13 protein-coding genes are annotated in these 15,256 nt (G+C 69.7%); 9 read left to right on the plus strand and 4 right to left on the minus strand.

Translation table 11 applies throughout. From position 1 onward, the window contains the following. Genes ACT3SZ_RS02670 through ACT3SZ_RS02680 form a run of 3 tightly spaced genes read right to left on the minus strand, consistent with a single transcriptional unit; the run spans nt 1 to nt 3,421 of the window. Nucleotides 1-1,071, minus strand: a complete 1,071-nt coding sequence (locus ACT3SZ_RS02670) for an isopenicillin N synthase family dioxygenase (RefSeq protein ID WP_444616457.1) — start codon at nt 1,069-1,071, stop codon at nt 1-3. Continuing rightward, nucleotides 1,068-2,426, minus strand: coding sequence for an amidohydrolase family protein (locus tag ACT3SZ_RS02675; protein ID WP_444616459.1), 1,359 nt, complete (start codon nt 2,424-2,426; stop codon nt 1,068-1,070). Before ACT3SZ_RS02675 ends, ACT3SZ_RS02670 begins: the two co-directional genes overlap by 4 nt. After that, the gene (locus ACT3SZ_RS02680; RefSeq protein ID WP_444616461.1) at nt 2,423-3,421 is read right to left on the minus strand and encodes a PDR/VanB family oxidoreductase; all 999 of its coding nucleotides are present in this window, start codon (nt 3,419-3,421) and stop codon (nt 2,423-2,425) included. The genes ACT3SZ_RS02675 and ACT3SZ_RS02680 overlap by 4 nt, the downstream gene beginning before the upstream one ends. Before the next feature lie 465 nt (nt 3,422-3,886). Here ACT3SZ_RS02680 and ACT3SZ_RS02685 point away from each other — a divergent pair, with 465 nt between their 5' ends. The 9 genes from ACT3SZ_RS02685 (at nt 3,887) to ACT3SZ_RS02725 (ending at nt 13,953) form a co-directional block, all read left to right on the plus strand. After that, a complete protein-coding gene (locus ACT3SZ_RS02685; protein ID WP_444616463.1) occupies nt 3,887-5,191 on the plus strand; it encodes an amidohydrolase family protein in 1,305 nt (434 codons plus the stop codon). Nucleotides 5,192-5,268: 77 nt separating this feature from the next. Beyond that, nucleotides 5,269-5,982, plus strand: a complete 714-nt coding sequence (locus ACT3SZ_RS02690; protein ID WP_444617037.1) for an ABC transporter ATP-binding protein — start codon at nt 5,269-5,271, stop codon at nt 5,980-5,982. Beyond that, complete coding sequence (locus tag ACT3SZ_RS02695; RefSeq protein WP_444616465.1) at nt 5,979-6,917, plus strand: ABC transporter permease; 939 nt, start codon at nt 5,979-5,981, stop codon at nt 6,915-6,917. The genes ACT3SZ_RS02690 and ACT3SZ_RS02695 overlap by 4 nt, the downstream gene beginning before the upstream one ends. Before the next feature lie 41 nt (nt 6,918-6,958). Further along, the gene (locus tag ACT3SZ_RS02700) at nt 6,959-8,164 is read left to right on the plus strand and encodes an ABC transporter substrate-binding protein (protein WP_444616467.1); all 1,206 of its coding nucleotides are present in this window, start codon (nt 6,959-6,961) and stop codon (nt 8,162-8,164) included. Nucleotides 8,165-8,211: 47 nt separating this feature from the next. After that, entirely contained in the window at nt 8,212-9,588 is a 1,377-nt protein-coding gene (locus ACT3SZ_RS02705) for an FAD-binding oxidoreductase (protein WP_444617039.1), read from the plus strand. Continuing rightward, nucleotides 9,585-10,373: a creatininase family protein gene (locus tag ACT3SZ_RS02710; protein WP_444616469.1), complete on the plus strand. Its 789-nt coding sequence runs from the start codon at nt 9,585-9,587 to the stop codon at nt 10,371-10,373. The genes ACT3SZ_RS02705 and ACT3SZ_RS02710 overlap by 4 nt, the downstream gene beginning before the upstream one ends. After that, nucleotides 10,370-11,029: a pyridoxamine 5'-phosphate oxidase family protein gene (locus tag ACT3SZ_RS02715; protein WP_444616471.1), complete on the plus strand. Its 660-nt coding sequence runs from the start codon at nt 10,370-10,372 to the stop codon at nt 11,027-11,029. Before ACT3SZ_RS02710 ends, ACT3SZ_RS02715 begins: the two co-directional genes overlap by 4 nt. A gap of 235 nt (nt 11,030-11,264) precedes the next feature. Next, entirely contained in the window at nt 11,265-12,218 is a 954-nt protein-coding gene (locus ACT3SZ_RS02720) for an Abi family protein (protein ID WP_444616473.1), read from the plus strand. 322 nt (nt 12,219-12,540) lie between these two features. Further along, the gene (locus tag ACT3SZ_RS02725) at nt 12,541-13,953 is read left to right on the plus strand and encodes an amidohydrolase family protein (RefSeq protein ID WP_444616475.1); all 1,413 of its coding nucleotides are present in this window, start codon (nt 12,541-12,543) and stop codon (nt 13,951-13,953) included. A 101-nt stretch (nt 13,954-14,054) separates the two neighbouring features. On the opposite strand, the gene ACT3SZ_RS02730 is transcribed toward ACT3SZ_RS02725, so the two are convergent. After that, nucleotides 14,055-15,227, minus strand: a complete 1,173-nt coding sequence (locus tag ACT3SZ_RS02730) for a hypothetical protein (protein WP_444616477.1) — start codon at nt 15,225-15,227, stop codon at nt 14,055-14,057. Nucleotides 15,228-15,256: the final 29 nt, after the last annotated feature.

A 15,256-nucleotide genomic window follows, 5' to 3' on the forward strand; every position in this document is an offset into this window, starting at 1 on the left:
TCACCTGCGCGACGCGAGCACCCGCCCGGACTCGCGCGAGGTGTCGGCGGAGTTGGACTCCAGGGAGCGTGAGCCGCCGAGTTTGCGCGCCACGTGCTCGCCGACGGTCATCGGTTCATAGCGTGCCGGATGGTCGTCGTCGACCATGCCGGGCAGGGGGCCGACGACGGCGTCGACGTTGCCGTCGTGGAAGAACGCCGCGGAACGTCGCCGCATGATCGTCCCGTCCACCACCGGTGGACGCACCCGGTGCAGCGTGGAGCGCCACCGGTCGTTGGTGAGCCGGGCGGTCACGTCCCCCAGGTTGACCAGCAGAGCACCGGGCTCCGGGAGCACGTCGTGCCAGCCGCCGTCCTCGCCGAGGACCTGCAGCCCGGCCACGCGGTCGGCCCACAGCACGGTGACGATGCCGTAGTCGGTGTGCTCGCCCATGCCGGTCAGCTCCCCGTCGAGTTCCACGGTCTGGCCGGGGTCGAGGGCGTAGTTGATGGTGCGCAGCACGTCGATGGAGTGGTCGGCGAGACCGGTGATGGTGCCGCGCGGCACGTCGAGGGCGTCCTCGAAGATCACGGTGAGGGTCTCGGCGACGCGTTGCGCCTCGGCGAACCAGCGTTCCAGGTTGCCGCGGAAGGACGCCATCGCGTCCTGCGGCTCCTGTGTCTCTTCTGGCCAGACGTTCTGCGGGTAGTCCGCCTCCGGCAACGCCAGGGACGGGAAGTCGCTGGCCTGCGCGCCGATGTTGAAGGCCTCGAAGAAGTCGTTCATGCCGGTGGCGGACTCCACGCCGAGGGACAGTGACAACCGTTCGGACTTCGGCGGCGAGTAGCCGCGGTTGACCTCGGGCGGGGTGACCACGCGTTTCTTGGTCTCCAGGTCGCGCAGGAAGAAGGCGTCGAGCGCATCGGCGAGCCCGTCCCAGGTGTCGGTGGCGATACCGTGGCCGGTGAGCTGGATGAAACCGACGTCGCGGGCGGCGTCGTCGACCTGCCGGGCGACCGCGTCACGTTCCCCCTCCGCAGATTCTCCGGTATATGCACTGATGTCGATGACGGGTACGTGGAAGTCGTTCACGGTGTTCTCCTTCGGGTGGATCGGTTGGTGAGTGTGTCGGTGAGGCCGGTGGCGAGGCCGCGGGAGTCGGCGGTGAGCAGCACGCCGTCGCGCACGACCCAGCGTCCGGCGACCATCACGTCGCGGGGACGTCGTCCGGGAGAGGCCCAGATCAGCCCGCCCTGCGGGTCGTGGACGCCGGCGTCGGCGACGTCGCCCATGTCCCAGACGCACAGGTCCGCGGGTGTGCCGGGGGCCAGCGTGCCGAGTTCGGGACGCCCCAGTCCGGCGGCGGAACCCGCGGTGGCCATGGTGACCGCGTCGGACGCGGTGACGGACGCACCGTCCGGTCCGGAGACCAACCCCGAGACCTGGACGGCGAGGCGGGCGTCGGCGAGCAGGTGGCCGCCGTCGTTGCTGCCGCCGCCGGACGTCCCGAGCCCGACGTCGACCCCGCCGGCCAACAGCTCGGCGACGGGGGCGACGCCCCAGCCCATGGGCACGTCGCAGCCGGGCGCGTGGGTCACGGCCGCCCCGGAGGCGATGACCGCGGCGATCTCGTCGGCGGTGACGTCGCAGAGGTGTGCCACGGTCACGCCGGGTTCCAGCCAGCCCCACTCGGCGAGCAGCTCGAGGGGCCGGCGCCCGTACTTCTGCGCGGCGACGGCGACGTCGACCTGTTCATTGGCCTGGGTGCGCCGCGGCAGGCCGAGGTCACGGGCGACCTCGGCGAGGGCGGCGAAGGTCTCGGGGCCGTCGGCGTGCACGCCGGACGGTCCGACGGCGAGCTGCAGGCGTCCTTCCCCGTAGGCGCCGGACGCACCGGACGCGCCGGACGCACCGGACGCGCCGAACGCGCGGTGGATCGCGCGCACGGAGTCGGCGGCGGCGTCCGGGGAGTCCCCGGCGGTGCCGCGCACGAAGCACAGCCGGGCGCCGAGGTCGTCGGCGGCGCGGGCGGTGGCCAGCGCCATCTCGACCGGGTCGACACCGGCGGGCCAGGTCAGGTGGTGGTCGGCGACGGTGGTCACCCCGCAGAGCAGGGACTCCGCCAGCCCCACCGAGGCCGCCCGGTGGGTGAGGTCGGGGTCGACGGCGTAGTCGCGGTAGGCCGCGGCCATGACCTGCAGCCAGCGGGCCATGGGCACGTTGCGGGTGCCGGGCAGGGTGCGGAACGCCGACTGCAGCAGGTGGTGGTGGGCGTTGACCAGGCCCGGAGTGACCAGGCAGCCGGAGACGTCGACTGTCTCCGGTGCCGGCGCGGCACGATCGGCAGGCTCGGCGGTTTCGGCGGTTTCGGCGGTTTCGGCGACCACGCCGTCGACCACCAGGACGTCCGGCCCCGCCAGGGCACCGCTCAGCAGCGTGGCGCTCACAGGTCGAGCACCAGACGCCCGGAGCGGCAGCGTGAGACGCACACCATCATCGACTCGTTCTCGGAGCGTTCCTCCGGGGTCAGCACGTTGTCGCGGTGGTCGACCTCCCCGGAGACCACGCCCACCTCGCAGGTGCCGCACACCCCCTCGCGGCAGGACGACGCCAGCAGCGTCCCGTGGGCCTCGAGGGTGTCGAGCAGCGAGGCGTCCGGCGCGACGGTGACGGTCTCGCCGCTGGTGGCGAGGGTGACGTCGAAGGACGACGCGGTGCCGTCCGACAGGTCGGGGGCGGTGAACTGCTCGGCGAAGACGTCGACGGCCGGCTGGTCGGCCACCGCCGTGGCGACGTCGTCGGCCAGGTGCCCGGGCCCGCACACGTATACGGCCGTACCACGCGGCAGGCCGGCCAACGCCACCGCGAGGTCGAGGCGTCCGGCCTGCGCCGAGCCATGGAAGTTGATGCGCCCGGAACCTGCCGGGCCGTACTCGTCGCAGTCGTCGTACTCGTCACGCAGGTGCGCGAGGTACGGCATATCCGCCTCGGTGCGCGCCAGGCACAGCATGCGCCACGGACGGCCCGTACGCTGCGCCTCGGCGACGAGCGACACCATCGGGGTGACACCGACACCGCCGGCGATGAAGACGTAGTTCAGCGCGCGGGTCAGCGGGAAGTGGTTACGTGGCGCACCGACCAGTACGGACGCACCGACGCCCGCGTCGCGGTGCAGGCCCGCCGAACCGCCGCGGCCGCCGCTGGTGACGTCCTGCCGGTCGACGGCGACGGTGTAGCTCGACGGGTCGGACGGCCGGGAGCACAGGGAGTACTGGCGGGTGAGCCCGGAGCCCGGGACGCTGACGTCCACGTGCGACCCGGGCGTCCAACCGGGCAACGGCGCGCCGTCGGGCAACGCCAGGGTGAACTCGTCGACCCGCGGGGTCAGGGACCGCCGCGCGGCCACGGTCAATTCAGTGAGCTCGTTCAGCTCGGTCATCATGCGGGGATACCTCCGTCGTGACGTACCCCAGCCCGGCGCGTACGCGGCCCACCATAGTGCACCGCCGACCCCACGCGCAGCGTCCGGCGGGGCAGAACGCAGGAATTCACACAACCTTTCACCGGCCCGAAACATGGCCGTACCCAGCGGCTCCGCAGGGGTGCGAAGCGTCACCGAAGTGATCCTGGGGAGAAACAGCGGGGAAACACCCGCCCCATAATCTCCATTGGTGCACGACAAAAATCCTGAATATCCGCGGTGCACGACCGATGTCCCGATCCCCCACCTGGCCCCAGCCCGGCGAGGTACTCCCCTCGGAACGGAACACAAGAGAGCACTCCTGCACACCGCCGACCGACAGTTCCCCTGTCCCCGCACGCCGGGGGCACACCCGACTGCTGCGCGCCGGCGATGACATCCCTCACGCAGCGGTCACGACCCTGACGAAGAGAGAGGAGGCTCCAGATGACCGTGACGAAGATGAAGACACAGAAGACACAGACCGCCGGTATCGCCGGCGTGCTGCTCGACGGCGCCCCCGTCGACATCACCTTCGACGGCCCGCTGGTGCACGAAATCCGCTCCCACGTGGACGGCACCGTCCCGGTGGGTCACGTTGATCTACGTGGCTACACGGTCCTGCCCGCCACCGCCGACCCGCACGCCCACCTGGACAAGTCCCGTTCCTGGGACCTCGTCGACCCGCCGGTCGGCGACCTGCCCGGCGCGGTGGCGGCGTGGGCGGCCGCGGCGTCCGGCTTCACCGAGGACGACATCCTCGCCCGGGCTCGCGACACCGCCCTGAGCATGCTCGCCGCCGGCACCACCGCCGTGCGCACCCACGTCGACGTCTACCCCGACACCACATCGGGCAGCACCACCGACACCACATCGGACGCCTTCCGCGGCGTGCGGGCACTGCAGCGTCTGCGCTGGGAACTCTCCGGCGTGATGACGCTGCAGATCGTCGCGCTCACCCCGCCGTCCACCCCGGTCACCGCCGTCGGCGACCTGGTCGCCGGGGCGCTCGAGGCGGGGGCGGACCTCGTCGGCGGTGCCCCGCACCTCGCCGGGGACCCGCTGGCGCAGACCGACGCACTCGTCGACGCCGCCGAGGCCCACCACGTCGGCTGCGACCTGCACATCGACGAATACACCAGCACCAACACCGGCACCCACCGCACGGCCACGATCCACCGCTACGCCGAACGGGTCACCGGCTGGCCCGCCGGGCGCGACCGCGCCGCCGGGCACTGCTGCCACCTCGCCGACCTCGCAGAACTCGCCGCCACCACCGACGAGCTGCTCGCCGCGGACATGCCGGTCATCGCCCTGCCCGCCACCAACCTCTACCTGCAGGACGCCGCCTCACGCGCGATCGCACCGCTGTCCGTCCTGCGGGCGAAGGGTGTGCGCGTCGCCGCCGGCGGCGACAACGTCGCCGACCCGTTCAACCCCACCGGACGCGGCGACGCCCTGGAGACCGCGGCACTGCTCGTCACCGCCGCCCACCAAACCCCCACCGAAGCCCTCGACCTGGTCACCAGCGACGCCAGAAACGTCATGGGCCTACCACCGGCCGGACCCACCACCGGAGCGGTCGCCGACCTGCTCTGCGTCCGGAATCCCGCCAACCCCACCACCACAGCGCCATCCGCCACCTCCCTCATTGCCGCCGCGCCGAGCGACCGCGTCGTCATCACCGCCGGCCGCCTCGTCGCCCGTACCACATCCACGACAACCTTCCCCCACCTCCGGAGAACACCGTGACCACCACTGCACCGACTGCGCCCACTGCACCCACTGCACCCACAACCACCCCGCTGGTGAGCTTCAACGACACCGGCATGACCTTCAACACCGGCACCGACGGCGCCACCACAGCCCTGCACGGCGTGTCCTTCGACGTCGCACCGGGCGAGTTCATCAGCGTCGTCGGCCCGTCCGGCTGCGGCAAGTCCACGCTGCTGCGCCTGGCGTCCGGCCTGGAGACCTCCACCGAGGGCACGATGAGCACCTCCACCGACCGCATCGCCTACGTCTTCCAGGACGCCACACTGCTGCCGTGGCGCACCGTGAAGGAGAACGTGATGCTCCTCGGCGAACTCGACGGCCTGTCCAAGGCCGATCGCGAGGCCCGCTGCGCCGACTCCCTGGCCACTGTCGGACTCGACGGCTTCGAGGACCACCTCCCCCACCAACTGTCCGGCGGCATGCGCATGCGCGTCTCGCTGGCCCGCGCCCTGACCATCGAACCGGAGCTCTTCCTGTTCGACGAACCCTTCGCCGCCCTCGACGAGATCACCCGCGAACGCCTCGGCGTGGAACTCACCGAACTCTTCGCGGAAAAGCGCTTCGGCGGCCTGTTCATCACCCACTCCGTCACCGAGGCGGTGTTCCTGTCCACCACCGTGTCGGTGATGTCCGGGCGCCCCGGCACCGTCGTCGACGAGGTCGACGTCCCCTTCCCCTTCCCCCGCGACCCGAAACTGCGGTTCTCCCCGGAGTTCACCGCCCTCACCGAACGCGTCTCGACTTCACTGATGGAGGCCCACTCATGACCGCACCGACCACCGAAAAAACCGCCAAAAAGACCACCGCGCAGGACGCCACGGGCGCCGCCGCGGCGACGGCCGCCGGGCCGTCCGGCACGTCCCGTACGTCCGGCACCGCAGCACCCGCCGCAGCGTCCGGCACGTCCTCCCCGGCGCGCAGGACGCGGCGCGGCATGCCCTTCGCTGGCATCGTCCTGCCCGTTCTGGTGTTCGGCGCGGTCATCGCCGCCTGGTACGCCGTGAGCTATTTGCTGCTCGACGAGTCCCGCCGCTTCCTCATGCCCCCGCCGCACGAGGTCATCACCGAGGGGCTGCTCGGTGCCTCCGCCCCGGAGATGTGGCAGGGACTCATGCAGACCACCACCGTGGCGCTGACCGGCCTGGCCATCGCCGCGGTCGTCGGCATCACCTGGGCGATCGTGATGTCCCAGTCCAAGCGCGCCGAGGCCGCCCTGTTCCCCTACGCCGTGTTCCTGCAGTGCATCCCCGTGCTGGCCCTGGTGCCGCTCGTGGGCTTCTGGTTCGGCTTCGGCTTCTCCGCCCGCGTCTTCGTGTGCGTGCTCATCGCCCTGTTCCCCCTGGTGTCCAACACCCTGTTCGGCCTGAAGTCCGTGGACCCGGGCATGCGCGACCTCTTCGCCCTGCACAAGCCCTCCCGGCTGACCGTGCTGCGAAAGTTGGAACTGCCCGCGGCGATGCCGTCCATCTTCGTCGGCCTGCGCACCTCCGCCGGACTGTCCGTGGTCGGCGCGATCGTCGGCGACTTCTTCTTCAAGCAGGGCACGCCCGGCATCGGCGTGCTGCTCGACAACTACCGCTCCCGCCTGCAGTCCCCCGAACTCTTCGCCGCGATCATCCTCGCCTCCCTGCTGGGCGTGGTCGTGTTCCTGATCTTCGGCTGGATCGGCAGGCGCGTCGTCGGCCGCTGGTACAACGCCTGATCCCCTTTCCTCTTACCTTTCACACCACCCCGGAGAACACCATGAACAGCACCCGCCGTACCGTCCGAACCGTACTCGCCACGTCCACCTCCCTGGCCACCCTCCTCGCCCTCGCCGCCTGCGGCGACGGAAACGGCGCCGCGGCGTCCGACTACGACGGCGACATCGGCTCCACCGACCTCTCGTCGGCCTGCCCGGAGACCGTGGTCGTGCAGACCGACTGGTTCCCCGAGGCCGAGCACGGCCACCTCTACGAACAACTCGACTACGACGGGGAGGGACGCGACGCGGTGAGCATCGACGCCGACGGCAAGGTCGTCAGCGGCCCCCTGTTCGACGGCGACAACGGCTACACCGGCGTCGACCTGGAGATCCGCTCCGGCGGGCCGGCCATCGGCAACCAGAACGTGACCTCCCAGCTGTACCAGGACCCCGACATCCTCCTCGGCTACGTCGACACCGACCAGTCCATCCAGAACTCCGACACCATGCCCACCACCGGCGTGCTGTCCACCCTGGACAAGAGCCCGCAGATGATCATGTGGGACCCCGAGACCTACCCCGACGTCCACGAGATCGCCGACCTCAAGGACGAGGACGCCACCGTGCTGACCTTCTCCGACATGTCCTACATCAAGTACCTCACCGGTGCCGGCATCCTCGACGAGTCGCAGATCGACGAGAGCTACGACGGCTCACCGTCCACCTTCGTCGCCGCCGACGGTGCCAACGCCCAGCAGGGCTACTCCTCCTCCGAGCCCTACAACTACGAGAACGAGGTCCAGGGCTGGATGAAGCCGGTGGACTACCAGCTCATCCACGACGCCGGCTTCCCCACCTACAAGTCCGCACTCGCCGCCCGGAGCGGGGACCTCGAGGACTCCGCTGACTCGGCGACCACCGACTGCCTGTCCGAGCTGGTCCCGGTGCTGCAGCGCGGCGAGAAGGACTACCTGGAGGACCCGTCGGCGGCCAACGAGCTGATCGTGCAGGCCGTCGAGGACTTCAACGCCGGCTGGGTCTACGGCGACGGCAACGCCGAGTTCGGCCACGCCCGGATGCGCGACGAGGAGCTCCTCGCCAACGGTTCCGACGGTGTGCTCGGCTCCTTCGACGAGGCACGCGTCAGCGAGGTCCTCGACATCGTGACCCCCATCTTCGCCGAGCAGAACACCCCGGTGAAGGACGGCGTGGCCACCGACGAGCTCGCCACCAACGAGTTCCTCGACGAGAGCGTCGCGCTGTGACGGCTGCACCTGCCCCCGCCGCCCCTGCCCAGCAACTCGGTGTGCGCGTGGACACCGACGTCGACCACGTCTTCGCCACCGCCACGCAGGACGCCCGCCCCGACTTCACCGCCGCCGACGTCGACGCCCTGGTCGACGACCTCATCGGCGTCCTCGGCCCCCGCGGCGTGACCCAGCTGCCGCGCGCGATCGGGCGGGCCTCTCGCGACGGCTCCGGCATGAGCCCGGTGCTGTCCGCCCAGCTCGCCGCCGGTGAACTCGGCACCCCCGACGTGGTCTGCTACCCGCGCCACGTCGAGGAGGTCCCGCAGATCGTGCGCGCCGCGGTGCGCCACGGCGTGCCGGTCACCACCCGCGGCAAGGGCACCGGCAACTACGGCCAGGTGCTGCCCCGCTTCGGCGGCCTGGTGCTGGACATGACCTCGCTGACCACGATCCACGGTCTCGACCCCGCCACCGGCGAGATCACCGCCGACGCCGGGGCGCGCATGCTCACCCTCGAGCAGTACGCCTGGGAACACGACCACCAGCTGTGGATGTACCCCTCCACCGTGCAGTCCTCCCTCGGCGGGTTCCTCGGCGGCGGTTCGGCCGGCACCGGCACCATCGTGCACGGCCGCAACCACCAGGGTTTCGTCACCGCCGTGGACGTGGTCCCCGCCACCGCCGACGCCGAGATCATCCACCTGGAGGGCGAGGCGGCCCAGCCGTTCGTTCACACCTACGGCGTAGCCGGCGTCATCGTGCGCGCCACCGTGCGCGTGGAACCGTTGCAGGACTGGCGCTGCCTGTACGCGTCCTTCCCCACCACCCGCGGGGCCTTCGACGCCGCGCGTGCGGTGATGGACGCCGGGCTGCGTCCCCGCCTGATGTCCGCCGATGGCCCCGAGGTCGTCGCCGCCCTGCCGGACGACCCGGCGCTGGTGCGCGGGCGCGCCAGCCTGCGCGGCATCGTCGACGCCGACGAGGTGGGGGATGTCACGGCGCTCGTGGCGTCCTACGGTGGGCACGTCGAGGACGTGCGCGAGGGCGCGGCGCAGTCCGTGCGGCTGTCCACGATCTCCTACAACCACCCCACCTGGTGGCTGCAACGCCGGCAACCCGGCCGCTGGTTCCACCTGGAGTGCCAGGGCAACGCGGTCGTGGAGCGGCTCGAGGAGGTCGAGGCGGTCTTCGGCGGCCTGTTCCACCTGGAGGTCGGCAACAACATGATGTTCGGCATGCTCAACGGGCCGATCGGTGAGCACGAGACGATCGACGAGCTGCGTGCCCGCATCCTGGCCGGGGTACCCGAACTCACGGCCCTGGGCGTGGGCGTGCACTCCCCGCACCAGTGGTACGTGGACCTGGAGCCCGAGCGGGTGCGCGCCCTGGCCGCGCGTACCGACCCGACCGGCATCCTCAACCCCGGGAGGTGGATGTGATCGGCGCGTCCCGGCGGTTCGCCGACCTGACCACCGCGGAGGTGGGCTCCGCGCTGTCCGAGGACAGTGTGCTGGTGCTGCCCACCGGGGCGATCGAACCCCACGGCCCGCACCTGCCGCTGTCCACCGACCTGACCATGGCCGAGGCCGTGGCCGGTGCGGCAGTGGCCCAGGCCGCCACCGCGGGCACCGACGTGTGGCTGCTGCCGTCGCTGGCGTACACCAAGTCCGACGAGCACGCCCTGCTGCCCGGCACCATGTGGCTGCGTCCCGAGACGTTCCTGCAGACCGTGGTGGACCTGGGACGCTCCATCGCCGCCACCCCGGCTCGGCGATTGCTGTTCGTGAACTGCCACGGCGGCAACTCCGCGCTGCTCGGCGTGGCCCTGCGCGAACTGCGCCGACGCTTCGACCTGCACACCTTCCTGGTGTCCGGCCCCGCGCTGCCCGGGGAGACCGAACGCGGCATCGGGGTGCACGCCGGATGGGCGGAGACCTCCATGATGCTGCACGTCGCCCCGGAGCTGGTGGACATGTCCGCCGCCGCCGAGCTGGGCCCGCAGGTCGCCGACGGTGTGGCCGACTGCTCCCACGTGGGTTTCGGCACACCGGGGCGTCCGGTGACCTTCGGGTGGCTGTCCACCGACCTGGCGGAGTCCGGGGTGGTGGGCGACCCCACCGGGGCCACCGCCGGGGCCGGACGCGACCTGTTCGAGGCACGCGTCGCCGAGATCGTGGCAGCCCTGCCGGAGATCGCCTCCTTCCTCCCGGGAGGTCATTCATGACCCCGGCGCGTCTGTTCCTCGAGCACCTGGCGCCTCCTCCCGAGCCGCCGACGTTGATGACGCTGGCCACCGTCGACGCCGACGGCTACCCGCGCACCCGCACCGTGATGGTGTCCGGAGTCGGCGACGACGGGCGCGTGCGCTTCCACACCGACTCCCGCTCGCAGAAGGTACGGGACGTGGAAGAATGCCCGAAGGCCTCGCTGACGGTGCTGACCCCCGACCGGCGACGGCAGGTCACCGTGGTCGGCGACGTGGTGGCCGACACCGCCGCCGGCTCACGTGAGGCCTTCGCCCGGCGATCGCGGTACCTGCAGCTGCTGGCCTGGCTGAATGACCAGGGTCTGGCGGTGTCTGATGTCGAGGAACGGCGCCGCGTGTGGGCCTCGTTCGACGCCGCACACCAGGACCTGTCCTCCGACCCGCCGGACACGTGGGCCGGTTTCGCCGTGGTGCCGCGCGAGTACCTGTTCTGGACCGCCGACGACGCCGGACCGTCCCGCCGCGTGCGGTACACGCGGGCCGGTGGTGTGGGCGGCGTGGGCGGCGTGGGCGGTGTGGGTGGCGTGGGTGGCGTGGGCGGAGCGGCTAGTGAGCCTGAAGGGGGCGAATCGGGCAGTGAAGATGGCTGGGTCCGCGAGGTCCTGCCCGGATGAGCCGCCCCGCCAGATAGCCCGGTCCTGAAACCCCACGCTGTTGTTGGTCTGCCCTCCGAGAACCACCAATCGCGTGGGGTTCTGGGAACCATGCCTCGCACGGGACGAGTCGTCATAGTGGCGGAGACTTTTAGGGGTAGACGGGGCAGCTGGCTTGAGGTACTCTGTAGTCAACCGTTCAGCCCGCCCAGTTCGCTGGTGTGGGCTGGATCTCTGTCTGGGGGAGATTCAAGTGATGAGATCGCTCAAGCCGTACAGGCCACTGGAGGTGCACCTTTCCACGCTGGAACAGCGGGGGATGACGCTAAACCGCGAACTAGCTGCACAGTGGCTCGCCAATGTCGGTTACTACCGTCTGAGCGGCTACTGGTACCCATTTCGCCAGCTTTCGCATGGCCATCGCCTTGATATCTTCACATCCGGAGCGACGATCGATGACGTAGTAGCCCTCTATGAGTTCGACCGAAAGCTCCGCACACTCGTCCACGACGGTGTGGAACGCGTTGAGATTATGCTTCGAACGCAACTCAATGAAGCGCTCGGCGAGCTGGGGCCGATGGCATACCAGGACGCGACGCACTTCCGCCCGACCTTCGATCACGCAGCCTGGCTACAGACAGTGAACCGTCGAATCAACCGCGCTCGGCACCGCAACGATGCCGTCAAGCACCACGACACTCATTATGGCGGGCAGCTTCCGATCTGGGCGCTCTCGGAACTCCTGGACTTCGCCGATGTTTCGCGTCTTTACGAGGGTCTGCCAGCGCAAATACAGTGGAACATCGCCGAACGGCTCGGGGTACATGTCGAACTCGCCGCATTGTCCAGAAGCCAGAGAACCCGTGCCAGAAAGATCCATCCGCTCGTCCGATGGTTCGAACAGATGACCATCGTCCGCAACACGAGCGCGCACCATGCCCGGCTATGGAACCGCTCGTTTGCGCCGGCGGGCACAGCAGCCCTCCGTACCGTTCCTGAATTAAGCGCCCTCCCCGAGGGACAAAGTGAACGGCTATACGGCGCACTTTGTGTAATGGGGCTATTGCTTGAAACCGCCTCCCCGGGGACCACCTGGCGTATCAAAGTCCATGGCCTAGTCTCTGACTCATTCAAGCCACTCTTTGGGCGCCACCTTTCAGAAATGGGTTTCCCTGACACCTGGTGTGATGACCCGTTCTGGACCAGCTGACCCCCGTCCACATCCGGCAGCCCGGTCCTGAAACCCCACGCTGTTGTTGGTCTGCGCTCCGGAAACCACCAATCGCGTGGGGTTCTGGGAACCGCGCACCGCGAGCAGCGACTCGCCTGCCTCGCGCACCCCCGCACCGGAGCGGACTCGCCGAAGCAACACCGCGGAAACACCCGCGCCCTAGACTCAGAGCCGTACCGCGGTGCACGACCGTTGCCGCGTGGGGAAGCGTCACTGTGACGCCACCGCGCGGCACAAGAGAGCATTCCTGCACACCGCCGACTGACCACAACCCAGCCGGACCAGGAGGTTCCACCCCGTCATGCCCACACTGTTCACCAACGCCGTCATCCTGCCCGTCAGCGCCGACCCCGACAGTCCCCGCTGGTTCAGCGGATGGCTCAGCGTCGACGATGCCGGACGCATCAGCGGCCTCGGCGAAGGCACCCCGCCGGAGGACGCGGCGAGCGCAGCGTCCAACGCAGCGTCCGACGCGGTGCGTGTCGTCGACCTCGACGGCGCCTTCCTCGCCCCCGGCTTCATCTCCGCGCACAGCCACATCTACACCGGCGGCATGCGCGGGGTGGAGCACTCATCACCGCTGTACAAGTGGGTCACGCAGAACAGTGCGATGCTCGCCAACGCCGACCCGGAGACCATGTACTGGCTCTCCCGTGCCGGCGGGCTGGACCACCTGGCGTCCGGCATCACGTCGGTCTACAACTTCACCCAGTCGCGCGTGATCTGCCGCTTCGACTACGACACCTCCACGCTGAAGGCCGTGAAGGTGCACGAGCCGGACTTCGTGACCCGCCAGATCGACGGTGTCGCCGACGCCGGCATCCGCTTCGTCACCTCCGTGCGCGTCGACGATGAACAACTCCCCGAGCAGGACGCCTTCGACGCCTTCGGGGTCGCCATGGCACACCTCGACAGCGTCGCGCCCGGCCTCGACCTCGGCGGCTCGGTGTACGGGGCAGTGCAGTGGGCGTCCGACGCGGTCACCGCCGAACGCGAGAAGACCCTCATGGAGAAGTGGGGCATCACCAACCAGGCGCACTTCGTGGAGACCGCCGAACAGATCGACATCCAGCAGTCCAAGTTCGACTGGTACGACGCCGCCGGCGTGCTCGGCGACGACTTCGCCTTCGGCCACTTCGTGCACCCCACCGAGAAGATGGTCGAGCGCGTGGTCGAGTCCGGCACCTCCGTGGTGTGGCAGGCCATGTCCAATGGTCGCCTGGGCTCCGGCATCGCCGACATCGTGACGCTTCTGGGGCGCGACGTGACCGTGGGCATGGGTGTCGACGACCAATCCTGCACCGACACCTCCGACCCCTTTGAGAACATGCGCACCGGCTTGTTCACCCAGCGTGCGGTACATTCCGACGCATCGATCATGGCGGTGGACGACGTCCTGCGCCTGCACACCCTCGGCTCCGCGCGTTCCATGGGCGTGGGCGACAAAGTGGGTTCTCTGGAGGTCGGCAAGTTCGCCGACCTGGTCGTGGTGGATCCGCGCGACCCGGCGACCGGGCCCGTGTGGGACCCGGTGGCGACCTACGTGCTCGCGTGCGGGCTGCGTCACCTGCGGCAGGTGTACGTGGGCGGCGAGGTGGTGTGGGACTCCTCTGCCGAATCCCCGGCCGGCGCCGACTACGCCGAGGTCAACCGGATGGCGGACGAGGGCATGGTGCGTTCGGCGGCGGCGGGCGGGTTCACCCCGGCCTTGTAGGACGGGGCGGCAGGCCGGGGCTGTAGGTGCACTACCGGGCGCATGTCACCTGAGTCATGCCCCAGGTAAAGAATCGGCCATTTTTCTACCTGGGGCATGACTCAGGTGACATCACCGGCCGCGGCAGCAACCGCCCGCCCCACCGCCTCATCCACGTCCTCCAACATCTGCGGCACATCCGCCATCAACGCCGCGCCCACTCGCACGAACTCCCAGCCCAACGCCCGCAGCCGGTGAACCTGGTCGAAGTCGATGCCGCGCCGCTCCTCCGCGCGGTGGTACGAGCCGTCGTAGAACAGGGCGATCTTCAGTTCCTCGCACGCCAGGTCGGCAACGAGGTGTTTCCACGGCCGCCCTTTCGGGTCCAGCAGCACGGTGACCTGCGATGTCCACATGTTCCCGGTGGGTAGGACGTCGCGGGCGAAGAGCCGCAGCAGCGTCTCGCGCGGCGACTGCGCCCCGGCGTCCGCCAACCGCAGTAGCCGGTCGAGCCACCGACTGTTCACGTAAAAGCGTGCTCCGCGGCGGAAACCGTTCGCGTTGAGCCCGGTGCACTGGTGGAAGGCATCGATGAATTGCACGGCACGCACCTCCCGCACGGTGAGCCCGGGCACGTCCGGCACATCCCACGTGTGCGTGCCGTTCAACACCGAATAGAGGCACTGACCTGCGGCAACCTCCACACCGACGACCTGCAGGTCGGGGAACTCCGGGTCAGGACGCAGCGTCGGCGTGCCTCGACGCAGCCGCCGGAACACCGGTCTCTGCGGTGTTGCCCCGGCGACCCAGGAACGCGCGTCCCCGCTGGGCGACGCATCGCGCAGCAGGACGACTGGGGCATCGTCACACCAGTACGGCAGTCCGTGGAACGCCGCGGCCGCCCAGAAACCCACCACGCTGACAGCAGCACTGTTCAATACGTGGGCACGGGCGCGGGTGACGGCATCAACCCCGAAGGCACCGCAGTCCTCCGCCCGCACCCGGAACTCCTCCGGCATGTCCTCGGGCACGGTGCTGACCACGATCGTCCTGGTCACGTGCTGGTAGCGCGAGGTCAGGTTCGTGCGCGAAGCCCGGCCGGACGCAAGCACCTGCGTCCTGCGTTCCGGCACCGGACGCGGCAGCACCCGGATCGAATGCTCCAGGCCCGGGCCGTCCGGCACGCGACCCTGCCTCCGCGCCGTCGCCAGCCACGTCCTGCGCCGTTGCTTGGCTTCTCGGAATTCTCGGCGGCGTTGTGCAGCATCTTTGTTTTCCCCGTTGTTCTCCCCCATCGCATCATTGAAGCTGATGGTGCGGGGTC

This window comes from Corynebacterium sp. AOP40-9SA-29, from assembly GCF_052377405.1.
GTDB lineage: Bacteria > Actinomycetota > Actinomycetes > Mycobacteriales > Mycobacteriaceae > Corynebacterium.

Coding starts and splice junctions, on each gene's coding strand:
- ACT3SZ_RS02725 (WP_444616475.1), top strand. CDS start 12,541: ATGCCCACACTGTTCACCAACGCCGTCATCCTGCCCGTCAGCGCCGAC.
- ACT3SZ_RS02720 (WP_444616473.1), top strand. CDS start 11,265: ATGAGATCGCTCAAGCCGTACAGGCCACTGGAGGTGCACCTTTCCACG.
- ACT3SZ_RS02730 (WP_444616477.1), bottom strand. CDS start 15,227: ATGGGGGAGAACAACGGGGAAAACAAAGATGCTGCACAACGCCGCCGA.
- ACT3SZ_RS02700 (WP_444616467.1), top strand. CDS start 6,959: ATGAACAGCACCCGCCGTACCGTCCGAACCGTACTCGCCACGTCCACC.
- ACT3SZ_RS02715 (WP_444616471.1), top strand. CDS start 10,370: ATGACCCCGGCGCGTCTGTTCCTCGAGCACCTGGCGCCTCCTCCCGAG.
- ACT3SZ_RS02695 (WP_444616465.1), top strand. CDS start 5,979: ATGACCGCACCGACCACCGAAAAAACCGCCAAAAAGACCACCGCGCAG.
- ACT3SZ_RS02680 (WP_444616461.1), bottom strand. CDS start 3,421: ATGATGACCGAGCTGAACGAGCTCACTGAATTGACCGTGGCCGCGCGG.
- ACT3SZ_RS02690 (WP_444617037.1), top strand. CDS start 5,269: ATGACCTTCAACACCGGCACCGACGGCGCCACCACAGCCCTGCACGGC.
- ACT3SZ_RS02685 (WP_444616463.1), top strand. CDS start 3,887: ATGACCGTGACGAAGATGAAGACACAGAAGACACAGACCGCCGGTATC.